The following is a 21,803-nucleotide window of genomic DNA, read 5'->3' on the forward strand; positions in this document are numbered from 1 at the left end:
CCGCCGAGAACTGAGGTGCAGGATCAACCGCACGCCGCGCTTTCTCCGCCCCGGGACGGCGCGGCGTCGCTGATCCCGGGCCTCGTCTGGGCGTTTCGCATCCATTCGGACGGCGTTCCGGAAATGCTCGCCGTCGACCAGCCGATTCCGTTTTCCCGTGACGGGCTGCTCTGGCTGCACTTCAACCTCGCCGATGCCCGCGCGCTGCAGTGGCTGACCTCCGCCAACTTCCAGGTGCCAGCCCAGGCACGCGCGCTGCTGCTGTCAAAGGACACTTACCAGCAGCTTCATACCGTCGACGACTGCGTCTACGGCGTGATCTCCGATCTGTTGCGCGACGTCGGCGAGGCGACCGAGGATACCGGATATCTCCGCTTCGTCATGACCGAGCAGATCCTGGTCAGCGGCCGCCATCATGCGCTGTGCGCGGTCGACGCCACCCGCCGCGCGCTCGAGGCGGGCCGCAGAATCGAAAGCGCCGCTGCGCTGCTGGAGACAATCGTCGAACATGTCGCCGACACCATGGATGGCATCGCCGATCGCGTGGCGCAGGCCCTCGATGAGGTCGAGGAAAAGGTGTTGTCGGACAGCGCGGCGGACCTGCGCCAAAACCTCGGCCGCCTGCGGCGCACCTGCGGCCGCCTGCATCGGCAATTGTCAGGCCTGCGGATCGTGTTCCACCGGTTCGAGCAGAAGCATCTCGACGATCTGAAGCCCGCCTTGCGGCTCCGCGCCGGCAAGCTCGCGCAGCGTCTCGATGGCCTCGATCACACCATCGTCGAGATGCGCGAGCGCAGCCGGCTGCTGCAGGAAGAGCTTCACCTGAAGATCGAGGAGCAGGGCAACGACAATATCAGAGTGCTCTCGGTGCTGACGGCGCTGCTGATGCCGCCGACCCTCATCACCGGCATTTTCGGCATGAACACCAAGGGCCTGCCCTTCACCGATCTCGAAACGGCCTTCCTGTGGGCCTCACTGCTGTTGGTACTGTCGTCGCTTGCCGCTTATTTCATCATGAAGCGCATCGGGATCATCAGGTAGCTAGGGCTTGGTCACGGGGCAGGACTACCGCGGATGCTGGTGTTGCGTGGATTGGCGGTAGCGGCAGCGTTTCTCGTGGGCGGCGGAACGAGCACCGGCGCGTCCGCCGGCGCCAAGGACGAAAATGCGGCCGAATGGCTGGCCCCGAAATGGCTCAACGAATGGCATGACGGGCTTGCGGCCAAGGGATTGAATTTCGGCGCCACCTGGATCGGCGACAACATCACCAACGTTTCGGGAGGATCGAGCCGCGGCGCGATCCATTTCGGCCGGTTCGATTTCTCCGTCGATGGCGATCTGGAGAAACTGGTCGGCTGGACCGGCGGCAGGTTCTACGTCAACGCGCTCGGCATCTACGGCCGTGGCCTGTCGCGCAACTATGTCCACAACCTCGCCACCATCAGCGAGATCGAGGCCCTGCCCGAGGCGCGCCTCTACAATGCGTATTTTGAGCAAGGCTTCTACAACAACGCGCTCAACTTCAGGATCGGGCAGCAGGCGGCCGACGTCGAATTCTTCGACAGCCAGACCGACGATCTCTTCATCAACGGCACATTCGGTTGGCCGGCCAACAAGGCCAACAACCTTCCGTCCGGCGGACCGGCGCCGCCGATCGCGGTGCCCGGCATTCGCGTCAAGGCCACGCTGTCGGACCAGATCACGGTTTTCGGCGCCGTGTTCAACGGCAATGCGGCGCGGCCGGGCGACGGCGACCCGCAGCTTCGCGACAATCACGGCCTGGCGTTTCGGGTCAACGACCCGCCGTGGCTTATCGGACAGGTGCGCTGGAGCTACGATATCGACTTCGGCCGAGGGCCGCTGGCCGGCAATTTCACGCCCGGAGGCTGGTATCATACCGGACGGTTCGACGATCAGCGCTTTACCGCGCAAGGCGTCTCGATCGCCGATCCCAATGGCTCCGGCATTGCCGCAAAACTTCGCGGCAATTTCGGAATCTTTGCCGTCGTCGAGCAGACGCTCTACCGGCCGCCCTCGGTAACCGAGAAGGGCGTGTCAGCGTCATTGCCAGGGGTGACGGCGTTCGCGCGGATCGCCTACAGCCCACCAGAACGAAACCTCATCGACCTCTATATCGACGGCGGCATCGGCGTCAGCGGCCTGGTCCCCGGGCGCCCCGTTGACCGGTTCGGGATGGCGATGGCCTACATGCGGATTTCCGGTGCCGCTCGAAATCTCGATCGCGACAGCCAGTTTTTCGCCGGCCTGCCGACCCCGGTGCGTAGCAATGAGACACTGCTCGAACTGATCTACGAGGCCCACCTCAAGCCCGGCTGGCTGCTGGCGCCGTATTTTCAGTATGTGTTCCGTCCATCCGGCGGCATCCCGAACCCCAACGATCCGAGCGGTCTGTCACGGATCGGCGATGCTGCCGTATTCGGCGTGACCACCACGCTTAGATATTAAGAACCGCATCTTCACGTCGCGGTTGAGCAGCAAATAAAGAAAGCCCGTACTGGAGATACGGGCCTTCCTTGGCATGTATTCGAATTAACGTGCGATCAAAGCTTGAGGGCGTTGGAGCAGCCTCACGCCGCCGCCAGCTTGTTCTCGACCAGCTTGATCCAGTACGAGGTGCCGTACACGATCGCCTCGTCGTTGAAATCATAGGCGGGGTGATGGAGCCCGGCGCTGTCGCCGTTGCCGCAGAAGATGAAGGCGCCCGGCCGCGCCTCCAGCATGTAGGAAAAATCTTCCGCGCCCATCAACGGCGGCATGTCGTGGACGTTCTGGGCACCGGCCACTTCCCTGGCCACCGACGTTGCAAACTCGGTTTGCTCGGCGTGGTTTTGGGTCACGGGATAACCGCGCTCGTAAATGAGATCGATTTTGGCGCCGGTCATTTTGGCCACGCCCTCACATATCTCGCGGACCCGCTTCTCAACTAATTCGCGCACTTCCGGCGTTAGCGTCCGCACCGTGCCTCTGAGTTCAGCTGTCTGCGGGATCACGTTGCGGGCGTTGCCGGCGTGGAACTCGCAGATCGAGATCACCGCGGAGTCCAGGGGATCGAGGGTCCGCGAGACGATCGACTGCAGGGCGGTGATCACCTGCGAACCGACGAGCACGGAATCGATGCACTTGTTCGGGCGCGCGGCGTGGCCGCCAAGCCCTTCGATCTTGATGTCGATCGAGTCGGTCGCGGCCATGACAGGACCGGGGCGGATAGCAAAGGAGCCGACCGGAATCCCCGGGCCATTATGCATGCCGTAGACCTGCTCGATGCCGAACCGGTCCATCAGCCCGTCCTTGATCATGGCGGCGGCGCCGGCACCGCCCTCCTCGGCCGGCTGGAAGATCACGACCGCGTCGCCCGCGAAATTTCTGGTCTCGGCGAGATACCGCGCTGCACCCAAAAGCATCGCGGTGTGGCCATCATGGCCGCAGGCATGCATCAGGCCCGGCGTCTTGGAGGCATGGGGCAGATTGGTCGCCTCCTCGATCGGCAGCGCGTCCATGTCGGCGCGAAGCCCGATCACCTTGATCTCGCCACTGCCGGGCTGCTTGCCCTTGATGACGCCGACGACGCCGGTGCGGCCGAGGCCGGTCGTCACCTCGTCGCAACCGAATTCGCGCAAGCGGTCTGCCACGAATGCTGCAGTGCGATGGACGTCGTACAGTAATTCAGGATTTTCATGGATATCGCGGCGCCAGGCCTGAATATCGGGTTGCAGATCGGCGACGCGGTTGACGATGGGCATGGGAATTCTCTGGCCTCAAAGGTTGGAAACACTAAGGCCTCTGTAGCATGCAAGTGGCGGTCCACCCAGCACTCTGCCGCAGAGCCCCATCCCATCCCCGAGCTTGGCCGAGCGACGCTGGAAAGGCCGGCGAAGCCTTCGCGAGCCCCGAAATGAAGGCCGCATCGTTCGGCAGCGACCCGGTTAGATGGTGTTTCAACGCTTTTGGCGTTTGCTGCCCTTAGGCATGGCCGACATTCTCGCCGCGCAAGCTCGGGAACAAGAACACCAGCGGAAGCGCGAACGGACCGATAAACACCGCAACCCATGCCCACACTTTGAAGCTGCGTCCCCGGCGCTCAGCAATTCGGCCGACAGGATAGATCGAAGCGACAAAAACGACCAAGGCGATGGCGTCCATGATGCACGCTCCAATGCTGCCTTGGCGTGAAGCTGGTCGCGTGGCGTCCGGCCGTCAAGACGACTCACGTTGGGCGGCGTTGAAATGTCGGTGAACGGCCTCACGCAGCCAACGTGTTCTCGACCAGCTTGATCCAGTAGGAGGTGCCGAACACGATCGCCTCGTCGTTGAAATTGTAGGCGGGGTGATGAAGCCCTGCGCTGTCGCCATTGCCGCAGAAGATCAGCGCACCCGGCCGCTGCTCCAGCATGAAGGCGAAATCTTCGCCGGCCATCAGCGGTGGCATTACATGCACGTTGGCATCGCCGGCGATGTCTCTGGCCGCCCGCGTCGCGACATCCGTCTGCTCGGCATGGTTGACCGTTACCGGATAGCCGCGATCGTACGTCAGATCGATCCTGGCGCCCGTGATCTGCGCCACGCCGGCGACGACCTCGCGGATCCGCCTTTCCACCATTTTCCGCACTTCGCCGTTCAGGGTACGGACGGTGCCCGCCAGCTCAGCGGTTTGCGGGATCACATTGCGGGCGTTGCCGGCGTGAAATTCGCATATCGAAATAACCGCCGAATCCAGCGGATCGACGCTGCGCGACACGATCGACTGCAGTGCCGTGATCAACTGCGCGCCGACCAGGACGGAATCGATGCATTTGTGCGGACGCGCGGCGTGGCCGCCGAGCCCCTCGATCTTGATGACGACGGCATCGCCTCCGGCCATGATCGGACCGGGCCGCAGCGCGAACGCGCCGACTGGAATGCCCGGACCGTTATGCATGCCGTAGACCTGCTCGATACCGAAGCGATCCATCAGCCCGTCCTTGATCATCGCAACCGCGCCCGCGCCGCCCTCTTCGGCCGGCTGGAAGATCACGACCGCATCGCCGGCGAAATTACGGGTCTCGGCGAGATAACGCGCCGCACCCAGCAGCATGGCGGTGTGGCCATCGTGGCCGCAGGCGTGCATCAAGCCCTTCGTCCTGGAGGCGTAGGGCAGATTGGTCGCCTCCTCGATCGGCAGTGCGTCCATATCCGCCCGCAGCCCGATGACCTTCACGTCTCCCTTGCCGGCGGGCCTGTTGCCCTTGATGACGCCGACGACGCCGGTGCGGCCGATCCCGCTAATAACCTCGTCGCAGCCGAACTCCCGCAACCGGTCCGCCACCAATGCCGCAGTGCGGTGCACCTCGTAGAGCAGTTCCGGGTGTTCATGAATATCCCGGCGCCAGGCCTGGATGTCGGGTTGCAATTCGGCGACGCGGTTGACGATGGGCATGGAGATGATGGGCTTTCCGGGCTGAAAGGTTCTACCCCTGTAGCATGCAAGTGGCGGTCCAACCAACGCCAGCGCGAGGAGCGGCCCTTTCCGGCGGCCATGGCCGGGCTTGTCCGGCCATCCACGTCTGACTAATAGAACAGAAAAGACGTGGTGCCGGGCACAAGGCCGGGCCTGACTGTCGAGATCGGGTGGAAGCTAGGAAAATGGCGCGAAGGCTTGAAGGTGATTTCGATTATATCGTGGTTGGCGCAGGGACAGCCGGCTGCATCATGGCGAACCGGCTCTCGGCCGATCCCAAAAACCGCGTGCTGATCCTGGAGGCCGGCGGCAACGACAACTGGATCTGGTTTCACATCCCGGTCGGCTACCTCTTTGCGATCGGCAATCCTCGTTCGGACTGGATGTTCAAGACCGAGCCGGAGCCCGGGCTCAACGGCCGGGCGCTCGCCTACCCCCGCGGCAAGGTGATCGGCGGCTCCTCCGCCATCAACGCCATGATCTCGATGCGCGGGCAATCCGCCGATTACGATCACTGGCGGCAGCTCGGCCTGACCGGCTGGGGCTATGACGACGTAAAGCCGCTGTTCAAACGGCTCGAAGACCATTTCCTGGGCGAGAGCGAACATCACGGCACCGGCGGCGGCTGGCGCATCGAGGCGCCGCGGCTGTCGTGGGAGGTTCTGGACGCAGTCGGCGACGCTGCCGTGGAAATGGGCATCAAGCGCATTGCCGATTTCAACACCGGCGACAATGAAGGCACCAGCTATTTCCACGTCAACCAGAAGCGCGGCCGGCGCTGGTCTTCGGCGCGCGGCTTTCTCAAGCCGGTACTGAACCGCGGCAACCTGCGGCTGGAAAAGAACGTGCTGGTCGACCGGCTCATCATCGAGAACGGCCGCGCCGTGGGCGTGCGCTTCATGCAAGGCAATGAAGTGATCGAGGCGCGCACCAAGGGCGAAGTCGTTCTGTGTGCGGGCTCCATCGGCTCGACGCAGGTGCTGCACCGATCCGGCATCGGCCCTGCCGACTGGCTGTCGCCACTCGGCATCGACGTGATGCTCGACAAACCGGGCGTCGGCCGCAATCTGCAGGACCATCTGCAGCAGCGCGCGATCTACAAGGTCGAGGGCATCCGCACGCTGAACGAGACCTATTACAATCTGGTCCGGCGCGGCATGATGGGGCTCGATTATGCCTTCCGCCGCCGCGGCCCGCTGACCATGGCGCCGTCCCAGCTCGGCATCTTCACCCGCTCCGATCCACATCGCGAGCGCGCCAACATCCAGTTCCACGTGCAGCCGCTGTCGCTCGACAAGTTCGGCGATCCCCTGCACCGCTTTCCCGCGATCACGGTGAGCGCCTGCAATCTGCGGCCGACGTCGCGCGGCACGGTGCGCATCCGCTCGGCGAAGCCGGACGAAGCGCCCTCGATCGCGCCGAATTATCTCTCGACCGATGACGACCGCCAGGTGGCGGCGGACGCCATCCGCACCACGCGGCGGCTGATGAAGCAGAAGCGGCTCGAAAAATATCGCCCGCAGGAATACCTGCCCGGTCCCAGCGTCGGCGACGACGACGCCTCGCTGGCGAAAGCCGCCGGCGATATCGGCACCACGATTTTCCATCCGGTGGGGACCGCGAAGATGGGGACGGCGAGCGATCGGCTTGCCGTGGTCGACGAACGCCTGCGCTTCTTTGGGCTCGCTGGCTTGCGCGTTGCGGATGCTTCGGTGATGCCGACGATCACGTCGGGCAACACCAACACGCCGACGGCGATGATTGCGGAGAAAGCCGCCGGGATGATCCTGGAGGATGCGCGATAGTCGCTCCCATGACGAACGCCCATCCGGCTAACATTCTTCTGCTTCTTGACGGCGCTTTACCCGGGGCGCCCTCCGGCTGAAATTTTCGCGTGCGTCCGCGCGGAAAGCGCAAGATCGTCGTTGGTGGCATGCAATTCCAGGAAAGGAACAGTTGTCTTGACGACAATTCGGTCCCGCCACTGATCGATAAGTTCCGCCAGCTCCCTTGTTTCCAGCGGATCGAGTTCATTGCGCATATGATAATACCCGACGAGGTAGAGTTTCGTCGGCGGCACGCCAAGGCGCTTTTGCACCAAGGCAAATGCGTCCTCACCCCCAATCTTCTGCGGGTAGACCGGAAAATAGATGCGACCCGTGTTCCTGGTGCCCTGAAACGGCCCTTTCAAGCAAACGGATATCGAACCGATCTGATCCAGCAGATCTTGAACCGTCGCCGCATAACGATCGAGATCGGTCTCCGGAACGCCGCTTGCAAGCGTCGCATGCAACTGCAAGCGGCGCCGCTCGCAGATTTCCCACGCAATCTTTGGCGCGAAACTCGATGACTTCATGGCCAGTTCAAGCGCCTGAACCTCATCGGATTCGAGAAAGGCGTCCGCGGAAATTGGCATCACGAGCGCATAGCGCGTCTTCTCGTAGGTGCCGTTTCGATAATCGCGACCGTCGACCTCGCTTATGACGGCAGGATGTCCGGCATTGACGAGAGGAAGGTGCGCGAGCCGATATCCCTCGTCGAAGACGACACCTTCGCCGGGTTGAAATATCTTTCTCGCCGACCGATAGGCCATCATCTCGTCGTCACAATAAGTTATGGGTGGCATACGTCCCTGCTCCGCCGTCCGAGAAAACATCGTCGGATGATAACGAATCCTTAACTCCGATCCCAGCGTGGAGGCATAAGCATCCTGCGACACGAGGGAGCCATTGACACCCGGAGCCACGCAAGAAAGCTTGGATTGCTTAGTTGGTTCGCTCAAATCTGGCCTGCAGCGGGACCTGATTTGTTGAGGTTGCGGGCTGTTGTACCAGGACGAATTCATGCGCTTCCCCATTCCAATCATGTGTCGGGCTATCCTGGCCGCGACTTTACTCTGCGGGTCGATTGCAACCGCACTGGGAGAGGACCGCTCGGCAGCCGACGATCCGCGGGATGCGCGTCCGGAATGGCACAGCCTCGCCAATGGACGAACAGAATTTGATGTTTCGGATCCTGCTTTGGTGCCGAGACGGCTCGCGCTGGCGGCCGAACAATCGGGCTGCCTTTACAAAGATGGCATCAAGGAGATCGCGGTTCGTTTCACCAGCGTTGAAAAGCGCCGTCTTGCAATCGTCTTCTGTCGATTTGGGGTCATTGGATCGCATCAGCTGTTCGACCTTTCGGTTTTGCAAAAGCCAAAGCTGATAGAACTTCCATTTCTCGCGCTAAAGGACGGCTTCGGCACCACACCCAGACCGGGCATGATCACCTGGAAGGGAGATGTCGGAGTATTTGAGGCCGTAACTGGAACGGACACCTGCCCCAGCTATCAGCTGCGCCACACCTATCGGCCGGGCTTTACCGAAGGCTGGATCAGCCAGGCCGCAACCTTCGTGGTTGTCCGCGTTGAGGTCAGAGAAAACAGGTGCGGCGAGTTCAGCGATTGGAACACGATATGGGAAGCGCCACAGTGGCCTAAATCGGCGGTTGTTCGCTGAGGCAGACTTCCGGCTTGCGATTCTCACGAAGACGTCATCGTCCACGATGATCGCGGAAAAGACCGCGGCGATGATCTTGCAGGGCGCGAAGTAGCTCATTTCCCGACCGCGTGAGGTAGCGGCCAATTGACCAGTTTCCCGGCCCACAGCAGGCGAGAACGAGGAATCCGCCCGCGATCGCCAGATCCTTCTGGAAATGCAGCAACTGATTGCGATCGGCGAACTGCCAGTGGAACAGCACGGCGGTAAGCACACAGAACGCCGCAAGCGGGAGCGCCGCGAAACGCGTCAGGATTCCTGCGGCGATCAACGCGCCGCCGCCGAGCTGGAGGGCAATGACGAGCGGCAGCAGCAATGACGGCACACCGGATTTCTGCATGTAGGCAGCCGCGCCGGCATAGTTGCCCAAAATGCTCCAGCCCTCGTGCAGGAAAATGAATACCAGCAGAAGCCGGCCCGCAAGCAGGCCGGCATCCGCCAGGGCATCTCCAGTTGCGCGAGGCACGGGCATCAGTTGACCTTCGCCGCCTTCGTCGCAAGAACCTTCTCCAGGTCCTCGCGTTCCTCGCAACCCTGCGGGCACAACTTCGTCAGGACCGCCAGCTGCTCGCGGGCCTTTGGCAGGTCGCCCATGTCCACATAGAGTTCGCCCAGATATTCGCGGGCGCCCCTGTGGTCGGCATTAAAGTCCAGCGCCTTCTTGTAGAAGGTGAGCGCCGTCGGGTAGTCGCCGATCTTGCGCAGGCTGAAGCCCATGAGGCTATAGACGTCGGCGTGCTGGCGGGTGTCGGCAAGAACCTTCAGTTCGGCGAGCGCGCCCTGATAGTCCGCGGCCTTGATCCTGGCCCTGACGGAGGAGAGATCGGGTGCATCTGACGAGTTCATCGTATCGACGGCGAGCGCCTGGATTGATCCGACGATCGCGGTGGCCGGCGCACCGGCAAGGCCAAGCGCCAGAAGCAGCGCGTAGCGGGCTTGGTTTCGAGTTGGACGCATGGGGGTTATCCTGTGTTGTTGTGAGGAAAGAAGCGCGGTGTGGGCTATGCCTGCACGGGCGTGAACGCATAACCCGTGCCGTCCTTGGCGAAGCTGCCGGCGCCGGGGAATGGAAAATGCGCGCCGCAGATCGCCATCTTGTCGGCGATGACGCGATCGATCAGCTTGCGGCGGGTTTCCACGGCAAGCGGTCCGTCTTGATCGTAGGCGCCCTGCCACTCCGGATGCGGCGCGAGCAGCGCCGGAACGTAGGCAACGTCGTTGGAAATCATCAGCTGCTGATTGCCCGACGCAAGCAGGAACGCTGAATGACCCGGCGTGTGCCCTGGCGCATTCACAAGCCGAACGCCGGGCACCACTTCCGTTTCACCTTCGACCAGCCGGAAATTCTTCCAGTTGGGGAAAGCCGATTGAATGCGGGTGCCGAGCGGCTTGCGCGCCTCGGGCAGCTTCTCCACGCGCCCCGGTTCGGTCCACCAACGGTACTCGGCGGCACTGACGATCAGTTCAGCGTTGGGATAATTGGGGGCGTTAGTGCCTTTCTCCATCAAACCGAAGATGTGGTCGGGATGGAAGTGCGAGATCAGCACGGTGCTGATCTTGGCGGGATCGATCCCTGCGCCCTTCAGATTATCGGGCAGGCTAACCGCGGTCGGCTGCCACTGACCGACGCCGGAGCCGGAGTCAACCATGATCAGCCTGTCGCCGATCTTCAGCACAATGACGGTCAGGGGAATCGGCACATAGTCGGTGGTCATGCCGGCCTTCGCCAGCGCGGCCTTGGTCTCGTCGATGCTGGCGTTCTTGATGAAGGCGGCGTCGTGCGGTTTCTTCCAAATGCCGTCATAGAGGGCCGTGACCTCCACGGACCCGATCTTGTACTTGTGAAAGCCCTTGCCTGCGTCCGGGGCGGGCTGGGCGAGCGCAGTCCCCACAATGGAGAGACGGGAATTCAGGCCTAGCGCGGCTGCAAGTCCCGCGCTCACAACGACATCACGACGCGACATGTTCAACATGGAGACTTTCCTTTCCAATGGCCCACGCCGGAAGGCGGCTTGGCTTGTTTCGACATGGCATTGATCGGATGGGAGCGGCGGTTATTCCCGCCTCCGTACGGCTGGTCGCCACGGTTGATCACGATTGCGTTAGCCGGCCAGCCGCCAAATGTGTGGGACGGCGGGAATAAACCGAATCCCGGGGTGATCAGGTGTTCGGAAGCCCAATCGGGCGATTGAGAGATGACCGGAACGATCAAGGTTGAGTAGCGCACCAAACCAAGGCATCACAACCCTGCCCGGCCGGTGGATCGAACCCGGCCGGGCGGAATCCTGTTCTGCAGCAGCCGGACGAAAGACGATGCCGATCAAAGCATCCGACGACGATCCCGAAAAGGCGCGGCGGTTTCGCGAGGCCGCGCTGCCCTATCTGGACGACGCCTATACGCTGGCGCGCTACCTGCTTCGCAACGCGGATGACGCCGAGGATGCGGTGCAGGAATGTTACCTGCGGGCGTTCAGGCATTTCGGCAGTTATCGCGGGCCGGCGATGAAGCCGTGGCTGTTTGCGATCCTGCGCAATGTCTGCCGTGCCGAATATGCGCGTCGCGCCACCACGCCGACCAGCGCGATCGAGGACGTGCCTGAAAGCGCCGAGCAGACGCCGCTGTGGCATGAGACCCAGGAAACCCCGGAGGCACAGCTACAGCGCCGTTGGGACGCCGATACCATCCGCCGGATGGTGGCGGCGCTGGCCGAACCGTTCCGCGAGACGTTTGTGCTGCGCGAAATTCAAAACCTGTCGTACCGCGAGATTGCCGACGTCGCCGAAGTGCCTGTTGGTACCGTGATGTCACGTCTGGCGCGCGCCCGCGCCATGCTGCGATCGGCGTGGCTTGCGGAAGAGGAGCAACAGAAATGACCTGCGACGAGGCCGAAGTCCTGCTTCACGCATTGATCGACGGCGAACTCGATGCCGGGCACGCGCGCGAGGTTGAAAGCCATATCGCCGGCTGCCCGCGCTGTGTGGCGGCGCTTCGAGATTATCGCGAGATGAGCAAGGCAATTGCGGAAGCCGGCGTGGCTTACGCCGCGCCTGCAGCGTTGCGTCAGCGTATCGAGGCTGCGCTGCCGCAGCCGCGCCAGGCACCAAATCGCCGCGCCGTGCTGCGCGGCTTTGCGATGGGCTCGGCGGTATCGGCTTTGGCGGCTAGCGGCCTGGTCGCGATCGTGCTGCGTCAGGGCGATGTCGAGCGGATTCAGTCGGAGGTCGTATCGGCGCATTTGCGTTCGCTGCAGGCCGGGCATCTCACCGATGTGGTCTCCACCGATCAGCACACCGTAAAACCGTGGTTCAACGGCAGGCTCGACGTCTCGCCGCCGGTGATCGATCTCACCGCGCAGGGCTTTACGCTGATCGGCGGCCGGCTCGATTATGTCGATGCGCGCGCCATCGGCGCCGTGGTCTATCGCCGCCGCCAGCACGTCATCAATCTGTTCGTGTCGCAGACGTCGAGCACCGAACGGCGGCCCGCGAAGATCGACACGATCCAGGGCTTCAACATCCGGCACTGGAGCGACCGCGGGCTGAACTACTGGGCGGTCAGCGATCTCGCAAAGGATGAGCTTGCGGATTTCGGCGAGAAATTCGAGAGCGCGATACACGCAGCGGGATAATTCCGCGAAGCGCGGGCGCACGGTGTGCACCCGCCCTCCCGCACAACAGGCATCAAACCAAACGACTTATCGCGCCTTGCGATGATGTCGCGGCGCGATCTGCCGCTGATCACGCATGGGCACGGATGAGCGAAGCGACATCCGGGAATAACGGGCTGCAACGCTTGACGCTCCCGGATATCGCTTCGCTCATCGGGGCTACATCCGAGCAACCGCTACGTCTGCGGCGGATAGCGCTCGAAGGTCGGCAGTTCGTGCGCGCGCTCCATCCAGCTAATGCGCTCTGCGGTCTGGATGTGCACCATGGCCGGAACGGCCTCGGGATCGTCGTAGGTCGCGCTCTGGATATCGACGATCCCGGGCAAGATGTTTGCATTGATATAGAACAGGCCCGTGCCGCAGTTCGCGCAGAACTGTCGCCGGCCATGTTCGGACGATTCGTAGACCTTGGGCGTCCCCTTCGTCACCTTGAGCGCATCCTCGGCATACATCGACCAGCCGACCATCGGCGCGCCGGCGTGACGCCTGCAATCCGTGCAGTGACACAGCGCATGAACGATGGGTTCGCCTTCAACCTGATAGCGGATCGCGCCGCAATGACAGCCGCCGGTGATGTTGACCATTGCTCGTTCTCCGATGTGTTTGTGCCGTTGCGTCCTGCTCTGCCGCAACTACGGCTTATTTCCGAACCGGTCAGTTGGCGCGTCGATTGACCACATTCCCCGGCACGATCTCGGCCTTGAAGCGAAAGAGCTGCGGATCGGCGGGATCGACCGAGACTCGGACCCAATGGCTATCCGGCCATCCGAAGGTTTCCACGCGCGTGAAATTCTCGAACAGGCGATTGGTCTTCTTGCTGTAGAGCGGCTTGTCGACGCGAAAGATATGGGTATCGCCATGCAGGAAGGCGACCGGCCTGTCGTAGGTTTCCAGTTCTTCGGACAGCGTCTGGACGTAGTCGTCAAATGCCAGCGGCCGGCTCGGCGCGGGCTGCCCACGCGGAATGAAGCGAAGCAGGTAGCGGGTCTTGGCGCTCGCCGGCCAGAAAGTCTCGAAGCCCGGATTGGCCTGGGTCAGGATCACCACGCCACGGCTGCCGGCGGCTTTCGCTTCGGCAAACGCCTGCTTCAGCCAGGCGACATTTGCCGCCTTCCGCTCCAGATGCTCGGCATCCATCTCCGGGGTGCGGCCAAAATTGTCGTTCTCGCCGACGATGTGAACGGTGGCGAACGTGACGCCCCCCATCGACCAGCGCAGGTTCTCGCGGAATTTTGAGAAGTTCTGATCGGCAGACTGGTTACGCACGGCGATCGGTTTCTGCCCGAGACTTCTGCCTTCCGGAAAGAACATCATACGGATCTTCGAAAGCAACTCGAGCGGATCGACCTTCCTGGCTTCCAGCGGCCAGCAATCGGACCAGTCGTTGTCGCCCGGCGTCAGGATGAGCGGGTGGCGGATGTTCTGGAACGAGTCGTAGATCGCCTTGTAGTTTTCATCGACGCAAGGCATCGAAGCGATCGCGGGATTGCGGTTATACGGCGTCGCGTCGAACTGGAAGTCCCCGATGTGGGCGACGAATGCAAGCTCGGCGGCGTTGAGCGCCGTGAGCACGCGCTGATATTCGATTTCCTGCACCTTGGTGTAGGGCATGTCGCCGACCAAGGCGAAATCGAACGCGCCCTCCTGCGCGGCCGATTCGCTCGCGATGGCCATCAGTATAGCGGCAGCGGCCGCCATCGAACGCCACGCCATGGTCCGTCCTCCCGATCTCAAACACAATGACGGGATCAACAAACAGGGACCGGTGAAGCCGACAGGGCGCGCGAACGAGCGCCCGGGGGCTTCATTCGACTACGCCGACTTCCGCACCGCGTTGTCGACCAGCGTCTTGCCGAGCGACCAGATCGCGCCGGGGACCTTGTGGCTGGCGGCGATGACGTCGTCGAACGACTTTTCGATCCAGCCGCAGTCTTCTTCCGTGATCACGAGCGGCGGCAGCAGCTTGATGGTGTGGCTGCCGTGGCCGGAGACTTGCGTCAGGATCTTGTGATCCTTGAACAGCGGCACGGTGATGAGCTGGCAGAACAGACCCTTGTTGGCGGTCTCCAGCAGATTCCAGGAAGCCTTCAGCCGCAGCGATTTCGGCGGACCGAACTCGATGCCGATCATCAATCCCTTGCCGCGCACTTCCTTCAGCAGTTCATAGCCGGGCACCATCCGTGTCAGCGCGAGGCGAAGTTCGGCGCCGCGCTTGGCGGCCTGCTCGACCAGCTTTTCGCTTTTGATCACGTCGAGGGTTGCGATGCCGGCGGCCATCGCCAGATCGTTTTTTGCAAACGTCGAACCGTGCACGACCGCGCGGTCCATCTGGTTGAAGATCTTGTCGAAGATACTCTTGCGTGTGAGCAGCGCGCCGACCGGCACGTGACCGCCCGACAGCGCCTTCGCCAACAGCACCATGTCGGGCTCGACGTTCCAGTGCTCGACCGCGAGGAACTTTCCGGTGCGGCCGATGCCGGTCTGGATTTCGTCGGCAATGAAGATGGAGCCGTATTTCTTGCACAGCGCGGCGGCGCCCGGCAGGAATTCGTCGGTGGGCAGGTTGACGCCCTTGCCCTGGATCGGCTCGACGATGAAGGCGGCGACCTGGCGCGAGGACAGCGCCTGCTCCAGCGCTGCAAGATCGTTAAAAGGGATTTGCGTGCACCCCGGCAGCAGCGGCTCGAATCCGCTGCGGAAGTTGGCATCGTCCATCAGCGACAGCGCGCCGTACGACAGGCCATGGAATGAATGGGAACAGGAGACGATGCCGGGGCGGCCGGTCGCGCCGCGCGCGAACTTGATCGCGGCCTCGACGGTCTCGGCGCCGGAATTGGCGAAGAACACCTTGTCCAGATATGGCACATGTTCCAGCAGGCGTTCCGCCAGCACGCCGGCGAGCGTGGACACATCAAGTTGAACCAGATTGGGAAAATCGCTGTCGAGCACGCTTTTCAGCGCCTCGCGCAACGCCGGATGATTGCGGCCGATCGCAAAAACGCCAAATCCGCTCAGTAGATCGAGATAGCGGGCGCCCTCTCGATCGAACAGGTATTGACCTTGACCCTTCTGAAAGCCCACATCGTAGCCGATGGTCTTCAGCACGCGGACGAGTTGCTCGTTCAGATGGCGCGCATGCATGGAACTGCGCTGCGCTTGCCGCTCTACAAACAGCCCGGAAACATCTAAGTTTGAACTTGGCATCGGCTACATACGTCGGTTGATGGCTGCTTCGTCAACTGAAAACACTCATTGCGGCGTTTTGACCCCCGCATTGGATCATCTTACTTAAACATAGGTCTGAACCATGTTGCACTGCCCAAAAACCGTCGCGCGTACAATAGTTTATTCTGGAGTTCTTTTGGCCACAGGTCTTGGCGCGGCGTTGGCCGCCGACCCCACAGGTGACTGGAAAGTAGCCGATGGCGTGGCCAACATCCGCGTCGCCCAATGTAACGGCAACATGTGGGGCGTCGTTGCCTGGGAAAAGACACCGGGCGGCAAGGACAAGAACAATCCCGACGTCGCCAAGCAGAGCCGGCCGACCCTGGCCATGCCGATCCTGATCGACATGAAGAAGAAGCCCGGCGTCGATTCTTGGGAAGGCCAAGTCTACAACGCCAAGGATGGACAGCTCTACAGCTCGACGATCAAGCCGGTCGGCGCCGACCAGCTGGAGATTCAGGGCTGCGTGCTTGGTTTCCTGTGCGGCGGTGAAACCTGGACCCGCGTCGCGCCGCCGATTCCCTCAAGCCCCGCCAACAGCATGGCCAAGGGTGCGCCGAAGGGACCGGCGGGCGCGCTGCCGAAAACCGCAGCACCGGCACCCGCGCCGGCGGCGCCGAAGACCACGGGAGCAGCCAATGCCAATCCCGCGCCTGCGCCGAAGGCCGCGCCCGCTCAGAAGCAGGCGGCGGCCACAGCGGGCCAGCCCGCCGATATCGGCGATATCTGCCTACTTCCCGACATCGCGCGGTTTGCCCATTAGCGCCGGCTGGAACAGCAGCACCGCGGCCAGCGTGATGACGAACGACAGCGCCAGCAATTTGCCCATGCTGGCGGTGCCGGGATGACTGGATAGCCACAGGCTTCCGAAGGCGGTCGCGGTCGTCAGCGCCGAGAAAAAGATCGCGCGCGTCAGGCTCGACTGCAGCAGGTTGGTTCTGCCCTCGCGCCAGGCCGTGACGTAATAGATCTTGAAGGCGACGCCGACGCCGAGCAGCAGCGGCAATGCGACGATGTTGGCGAAGTTGAGCGGCAGCCCGATCAGCACGCAGAGCTCCAGCGTCACCGCGCCTGCCACCAAAAGCGGCACGATCGTCATCAGCACGTCGCTGATCCGCCGCAGCGTCAGGTAAAGCAACAGGCTGATCACCAGCAGCGCCCAGATGCCGGCATGGATGAACGCCTTCACGATGGTGTCGCCGGATTTGAGGATCGACACCGGCCCGCCGATCGCATTCGGCTCGGCCGCCAAAACCGCATCGGCAAATCGGCGCAAATTATCGTTGTCGTTGGGATCGCCCTTCGGCAGCGCCTCGACGCGGATCAACCCGTCCTTCGACTTCCAGCTGTTCAACAGTTCCGGCGGCAGGGTCTTCAACGTGACGGGGCCTGCCTGCATCGTGTTCTTGAGCTGATCGAACACGATCTTGAGCGGGGCGACGAAAATGTTCTGCGCATTGTCGCGCGTCGCCTGGTTGCCGCCGGCCAATTTCGACAGCGCGTCCGCCAGCCTTCGCGCGGCAACCGCGCCCGGCCCCTTGCCGTCGCCGGCGGTCCTGCGCAGGCTGTCGCCCGAACTCTTCAGCGCCTCCACGTTCTCCTGATCCGTCGGCGCGGCATCGACCGAATCGGGATTAAGCGCGGGCCCGACCACCCTGGCCGCCTTCGCGATCAACTGCAGCTTTGCCGGCTGATCCTCGGGGACAAAACTGTCGATCGACATCACGCGCAGGACTTCCGGCAGCTTTTCCAGCCGCGCCTCGATCTTCTTCGCTTCCGCTTCCGACGTGGTCAGCACGTTGATGGCGTTGGCGCCGGTGTTGGGGTCCTTGCGCAAATCGAGGAAGGTCGCGATCGATTCAGCCTTCGGATTGCGCAGGTTGATCGGGTTGAAGTCGAACTTCATGAAATAGAGCAGCGGCAGGCCGGCCACGACAAGAAGCAGCGTGCCAACGACGATGATGACGCGATGCCTTTCGAGGAATTCGTCGACGGGCGCCAGAAACGCGTAACCGACCGGCTCGCTTTCGCCGGGCGGGTGAAGCAGCTTCAGCATGGCAGGCAGGGACGTGATGCTGGTGATGAACGCGATCAGCATGCCGGCGCCGGCAATCTTGCCCAGTTCGGAAATGCCCTTGTAGTCGGTCGGCAGGAAACACAGGAAGCCGGCGGCGGTCGCCATCGCGGCGAGCGATAACGGCACCGCGCAGCGTCTCGCCGCGTTCTCCAGCGCCAGAGCCAGGTCTTCGTTCTTGAAACGCTCGGAACGGTAGCGGACGCTGAACTGGATGCCGAAATCGACACCGAGGCCAACAAACAGCACGGCAAAGGCGATCGACAATAGATTCAGCGATCCCACCATCATCAGGCCGACCGCGGTTGTGAGCGAAAGGCCGATGAACAGATTCACGAACACCGCGAAGATGATTTTCGAAGAATGCAGCGCCATCCAGAGAATGAGGAGGACAATGAGCACCGTGACGACGCCGTTGACGATCGCGCCGTCCTGCACGGTCGAATATTCCTCGTTGGCGATCGGAACCGGACCGGTCAGCCGCACCCGCGCGTTGTATTGGTCTGCAAAATTGAGATCGGTCGCGGCCTTCCGGATCGCGTCGGTCGCGTCCTTGCCGGGTTCGAGCGCGTTGTAATCGAGCTTCGGCTTGAACTCGATGAAGGAGCGGCGGTCGGAATCGGTCAAAGGCTTGTCGCTGACGAGTTCGCGCCAGGAGAACGTCGCCGTTCCCTTGTTCAGGATGTCCTCGACCGTCTGGCTGATCAGGTTGAAGGGCCGTACGGTATTGTCGAGCTTGACCTGCCCTCGCTTGACGCCGGCAAGCCCGGTCTCCAGCGCACCGGTCAGGCCGCGGATCGAGGGATCGCCAGCCATGATCTCGATCAGGGGGGCGGCGGCTTCGAGTTGGCCGGCGACCTTGCCGACCTCTTCCACGGGCAGGAACAACAGCCCGTTCTTTTCGAAGAATTCGCCGGAACCCAGCGGTTGCACCGATTCGAAATGCTGGTCACCGGCGAGTTTTTCAGCCAGCGCCCTGCTCGCGGCGCTGGCGAGCTCGGGCGTCGGCGCCTCGACGACGGCGAGAATCAGCTTCTCGCGGTCGAACGCTTGCTCGAACTGATTGTCGCGCTTGCGCCAGTCGAGGTCAGGTGAAATCAGCTTGTTGATGTCGGTGTTGATGGCGAAATGCCGGGCGGCATAGTAGCTCGCTCCGACTGCCAGAAGCAGCGAGGCAATGACGACGAGAGTGGCAAACCGCGTACAGGTTCTGACAATGGCGACAACAATACTGGTCAGCACTTCGTTTCTTTCTAAATCTCAAGGAGAGCTGGGCGAAAACGCCCGCTGTCTAGCGGAGTTCCCGAGGCCGATCTAATGTTGTTTTGGTTACTTCCCCGGCGGTTCAAGCGAAGCCGCGAAAACGGACCGGAACGGGTGTTCGGGTGCCGGTATAGCCCGTCCGGATGGGCGATAAAGTGACGAACCGGTGAGCGGCAATAGTTCCCGCAGTGCCGTTTTAGGTATCAAATTACCTACCGTCTGGTAACCATTGCGCGATGCACCTTTTCTCGCCGCACAATTTTTGACACATAGTCCTGCGCTTCCATCTACTTGGGTGGGGATTACCTACGGGTTCCGGTCTTGGTGCGGATATTGCAAATATCCGGATGTGACCGGCTGCACGGAGACCTTCGGGTGAATTTGCGAATTTGGAACCAGTGCAACTATCGTAATGGACATCCCATGGAAGTGTATCTAGCGCAGCCCCGCGGATTTTGTGCGGGCGTCGTGCGTGCCATCGAAATCGTTGAGCGTGCGCTCGTGAAGTACGGTCCGCCGGTCTACGTCCGGCACGAGATCGTGCATAACAAATACGTGGTCGAAAGCCTCAAAGCCAAGGGCGCGATCTTCGTCGAGGACCTGTCGGAGGTTCCGCCGCTGGCGGTTACCGTCTTCAGCGCCCATGGCGTCGCCCGCAGCGTCGAGGAAGAGGCCGCCGCCCGCAGCCTTCCCGTCCTCAATGCCACCTGCCCGCTGGTCACCAAGGTCCACAATCAGGGCAAGCGGTATATGTCCAAGGGCCGTGCCCTGGTACTGATCGGGCATGCCGGCCATCCCGAGGTCGAGGGAACCATGGGCCAGGTTCCAGGGCCGGTTCTGCTGGTCCAGAACGTCGACGACGTGGCGGCCCTGACCCTGCCAACCGACGCCCCGCTGGCCTATATCACCCAGACAACCCTCAGCGTGGACGACACAAAGGACATAATTGCCGCCCTTCAGGCCAAATTTACAGATATTCAAGGCCCCGACATCCGGGATATCTGCTATGCGACACAGAACCGCCAATCTGCGGTAAGGGACCTAAGTAAACTGGTGGACGTCATTTTGGTGGTGGGGGCCGCCAATAGTTCCAACTCAAACAGGCTTCGCGAAATCGGCACCGAGGTTGGTGTCGCGAGTTATCTCATTGCCGACGGGAGCGAGTTGAACCCCGATTGGCTGAAGGATGCAAAAGCCGTCGGCATTACGGCGGGCGCCTCGGCGCCCGAAGTTTTGGTCGATGACGTGATCGAGGCTTTGAGACGTATCGGACCCGTCAAGGTGTCGGTGCTTCCCGGCCGGGAAGAAAATATCGAATTCCGGCTTCCGGCCGAACTGACTGCGGGTTGATCCACTTCACGATTCCAAGTCTGGGCCTTAAGGCCCAGACCCAAGTCCAGAAAGAAAATCTCTCAAATGGCAATACCGTTTTTCAAGGAACTGAGTATCGGCGGCTATCTGATCAAGCAGAAGCTGCTTGGCCGGAAGCGCTATCCGCTCGTGCTGATGCTCGAGCCGTTGTTCCGCTGCAACCTCGCTTGTGTCGGCTGCGGCAAGATCGACTATCCCGATGCGATCCTCAACCGCCGCATGTCGGCGCAGGAATGCTGGGACGCGGCCGACGAATGCGGCGCGCCGATGGTGGCAATCCCCGGCGGCGAACCGCTGATCCACAAGGAGATCGGCGAGATCGTGCGCGGCCTCGTCGAACGCAAGAAGTTCGTCTCGCTGTGCACCAACGCGCTGCTTCTGGAAAAGAAGCTCGATCTGTTCGAGCCCTCGCCCTATTTGTTCTTCTCGGTGCATCTCGACGGCCTGAAGGACCACCACGACAAGGCGGTGTCGCAGAAGGGCGTGTTCGACCGCGCCGTCTCCGCGATCAAGGCCGCGAAAGCGCGCGGCTTCACCGTCAACGTCAACGCCACGATCTTCGACGGCCATCCGGCGGAAGAAATCGCCAAGTTCCTCGACCTCACCACCGAACTCGGTGTCGGCGTCTCGATGTCGCCGGGCTACGCCTATGAGCGCGCCCCGGACCAGGAGCACTTCCTCAACCGCACCAAGACCAAGAAGCTGTTCCGCGACGTGTTCGCGCTCGGCAAGGGCAAGAAGTGGAATTTCATGCATTCCGGCCTGTTCCTGGACTTCCTGGCCGGCAACCAGAGCTATGAATGCACGCCCTGGGGCATGCCGGCCCGCAACATCTTTGGCTGGCAAAAACCCTGCTACCTGCTCGGCGAAGGCTACACCAAGACCTTCAACGAGCTGATGGAGACGACGGACTGGGACACCTACGGCACCGGCAAGTACGAGAAGTGCGCCGACTGCATGGCGCATTGCGGCTATGAGCCGACCGCTGCCAACGCCGCGCTGATGAACCCGCTGAAGGCAATGTGGGTCGCGCTGCGCGGCGTCCGCACCACGGGTCCGATGGCGCCCGAGATCGATCTCAGCAAGCAGCGTCCTGCGCAGTACATCTTCTCGGCCGAGGTGCAGAAGCGCCTGTCCGAGATCCGCAAGGACGAAGCCGCCGCCGCCGCGGCCAAGCAGCAGGAAAAAGCTTCCACCGCCGCCTGAGC

General features: G+C 62.1%; 20 protein-coding genes. 9 read left to right on the forward strand and 11 right to left on the reverse strand.

The window, feature by feature from the left end; genetic code table 11:
• Positions 1–15 precede the first annotated feature (15 nt).
• Both ACVWVY_RS35560 and ACVWVY_RS35565 read left to right on the forward strand, forming a co-directional pair.
• Positions 16–1,041, forward strand: coding sequence for a transporter (locus ACVWVY_RS35560; RefSeq protein ID WP_456630760.1), 1,026 nt, complete (start codon positions 16–18; stop codon positions 1,039–1,041).
• A gap of 33 nt (positions 1,042–1,074) precedes the next feature.
• A complete protein-coding gene (locus ACVWVY_RS35565; protein WP_456630761.1) occupies positions 1,075–2,466 on the forward strand; it encodes a carbohydrate porin in 1,392 nt (463 codons plus the stop codon).
• 122 nt (positions 2,467–2,588) lie between these two features.
• Here ACVWVY_RS35565 and ACVWVY_RS35570 read toward each other — a convergent pair whose 3' ends face one another.
• From ACVWVY_RS35570 to ACVWVY_RS35580, 3 genes are all read right to left on the reverse strand, one after another.
• A complete protein-coding gene (locus ACVWVY_RS35570) occupies positions 2,589–3,761 on the reverse strand; it encodes a M20 aminoacylase family protein (protein WP_456630762.1) in 1,173 nt (390 codons plus the stop codon).
• 220 nt (positions 3,762–3,981) lie between these two features.
• Complete coding sequence (locus ACVWVY_RS35575; RefSeq protein ID WP_456630763.1) at positions 3,982–4,161, reverse strand: hypothetical protein; 180 nt, start codon at positions 4,159–4,161, stop codon at positions 3,982–3,984.
• A 100-nt stretch (positions 4,162–4,261) separates the two neighbouring features.
• Positions 4,262–5,434, reverse strand: coding sequence for a M20 aminoacylase family protein (locus ACVWVY_RS35580; RefSeq protein ID WP_456630764.1), 1,173 nt, complete (start codon positions 5,432–5,434; stop codon positions 4,262–4,264).
• Between the two features lie 206 nt (positions 5,435–5,640).
• On the opposite strand from ACVWVY_RS35580, the gene ACVWVY_RS35585 reads away from it, so the two are divergent.
• Complete coding sequence (locus tag ACVWVY_RS35585) at positions 5,641–7,260, forward strand: GMC family oxidoreductase (protein WP_456630765.1); 1,620 nt, start codon at positions 5,641–5,643, stop codon at positions 7,258–7,260.
• A gap of 56 nt (positions 7,261–7,316) precedes the next feature.
• Here the strand turns inward: ACVWVY_RS35585 and ACVWVY_RS35590 are convergent, their stop codons facing one another.
• The gene (locus tag ACVWVY_RS35590) at positions 7,317–8,300 is read right to left on the reverse strand and encodes a hypothetical protein (RefSeq protein ID WP_456630766.1); all 984 of its coding nucleotides are present in this window, start codon (positions 8,298–8,300) and stop codon (positions 7,317–7,319) included.
• On the opposite strand from ACVWVY_RS35590, the gene ACVWVY_RS35595 reads away from it, so the two are divergent.
• Positions 8,299–8,955, forward strand: coding sequence for a hypothetical protein (locus ACVWVY_RS35595; RefSeq protein ID WP_456630767.1), 657 nt, complete (start codon positions 8,299–8,301; stop codon positions 8,953–8,955). The genes ACVWVY_RS35590 and ACVWVY_RS35595 overlap by 2 nt on opposite strands.
• Before the next feature lie 34 nt (positions 8,956–8,989).
• On the opposite strand, the gene ACVWVY_RS35600 is transcribed toward ACVWVY_RS35595, so the two are convergent.
• The 3 genes from ACVWVY_RS35600 to ACVWVY_RS35610 are packed head-to-tail and all read right to left on the reverse strand — an operon-like array spanning position 8,990 to position 10,967.
• Positions 8,990–9,466 carry a DoxX family protein gene (locus tag ACVWVY_RS35600; protein WP_456630768.1) on the reverse strand — a complete coding sequence of 159 codons (477 nt, stop codon included), beginning with the start codon at positions 9,464–9,466 and terminating at the stop codon, positions 8,990–8,992.
• Positions 9,466–9,951, reverse strand: coding sequence for a tetratricopeptide repeat protein (locus tag ACVWVY_RS35605; RefSeq protein ID WP_456630769.1), 486 nt, complete (start codon positions 9,949–9,951; stop codon positions 9,466–9,468). Before ACVWVY_RS35605 ends, ACVWVY_RS35600 begins: the two co-directional genes overlap by 1 nt.
• 44 nt (positions 9,952–9,995) lie before the next feature.
• Positions 9,996–10,967 (reverse strand): MBL fold metallo-hydrolase, encoded by a 972-nt coding sequence (locus ACVWVY_RS35610; protein ID WP_456630770.1) that lies wholly within the window; start codon positions 10,965–10,967, stop codon positions 9,996–9,998.
• A gap of 340 nt (positions 10,968–11,307) precedes the next feature.
• Here ACVWVY_RS35610 and ACVWVY_RS35615 point away from each other — a divergent pair, with 340 nt between their 5' ends.
• Both ACVWVY_RS35615 and ACVWVY_RS35620 read left to right on the forward strand, forming a co-directional pair.
• Positions 11,308–11,868 (forward strand): sigma-70 family RNA polymerase sigma factor, encoded by a 561-nt coding sequence (locus ACVWVY_RS35615; protein ID WP_456630771.1) that lies wholly within the window; start codon positions 11,308–11,310, stop codon positions 11,866–11,868.
• A complete protein-coding gene (locus ACVWVY_RS35620) occupies positions 11,865–12,623 on the forward strand; it encodes an anti-sigma factor family protein (RefSeq protein ID WP_456630772.1) in 759 nt (252 codons plus the stop codon). Before ACVWVY_RS35615 ends, ACVWVY_RS35620 begins: the two co-directional genes overlap by 4 nt.
• A 215-nt stretch (positions 12,624–12,838) precedes the next feature.
• On the opposite strand, the gene ACVWVY_RS35625 is transcribed toward ACVWVY_RS35620, so the two are convergent.
• From ACVWVY_RS35625 to hpnO, 3 genes are all read right to left on the reverse strand, one after another.
• Positions 12,839–13,246, reverse strand: a complete 408-nt coding sequence (locus tag ACVWVY_RS35625; RefSeq protein WP_456630773.1) for a GFA family protein — start codon at positions 13,244–13,246, stop codon at positions 12,839–12,841.
• A gap of 70 nt (positions 13,247–13,316) precedes the next feature.
• A complete protein-coding gene (locus ACVWVY_RS35630) occupies positions 13,317–14,375 on the reverse strand; it encodes a hypothetical protein (RefSeq protein WP_456630774.1) in 1,059 nt (352 codons plus the stop codon).
• A gap of 99 nt (positions 14,376–14,474) precedes the next feature.
• Entirely contained in the window at positions 14,475–15,866 is a 1,392-nt protein-coding gene (gene hpnO, locus ACVWVY_RS35635) for an aminobacteriohopanetriol synthase HpnO (RefSeq protein ID WP_456630775.1), read from the reverse strand.
• 103 nt (positions 15,867–15,969) lie between these two features.
• Between hpnO and ACVWVY_RS35640 the strand changes: the two genes are divergently transcribed.
• Positions 15,970–16,650, forward strand: coding sequence for a DUF2147 domain-containing protein (locus ACVWVY_RS35640; protein WP_456630776.1), 681 nt, complete (start codon positions 15,970–15,972; stop codon positions 16,648–16,650).
• Here the strand turns inward: ACVWVY_RS35640 and hpnN are convergent.
• Positions 16,618–19,203 (reverse strand): hopanoid transporter HpnN, encoded by a 2,586-nt coding sequence (gene hpnN / locus ACVWVY_RS35645; protein WP_456630777.1) that lies wholly within the window; start codon positions 19,201–19,203, stop codon positions 16,618–16,620. The genes ACVWVY_RS35640 and hpnN overlap by 33 nt on opposite strands.
• Before the next feature lie 444 nt (positions 19,204–19,647).
• Between hpnN and ispH the strand changes: the two genes are divergently transcribed.
• Both ispH and hpnH read left to right on the forward strand, forming a co-directional pair.
• The gene (gene ispH, locus ACVWVY_RS35650; RefSeq protein ID WP_456632393.1) at positions 19,648–20,574 is read left to right on the forward strand and encodes a 4-hydroxy-3-methylbut-2-enyl diphosphate reductase; all 927 of its coding nucleotides are present in this window, start codon (positions 19,648–19,650) and stop codon (positions 20,572–20,574) included.
• Between the two features lie 66 nt (positions 20,575–20,640).
• Entirely contained in the window at positions 20,641–21,801 is a 1,161-nt protein-coding gene (hpnH, locus tag ACVWVY_RS35655) for an adenosyl-hopene transferase HpnH (RefSeq protein WP_456630778.1), read from the forward strand.
• Positions 21,802–21,803: the final 2 nt, after the last annotated feature.

This window comes from Bradyrhizobium sp. URHC0002, from assembly GCF_054059515.1.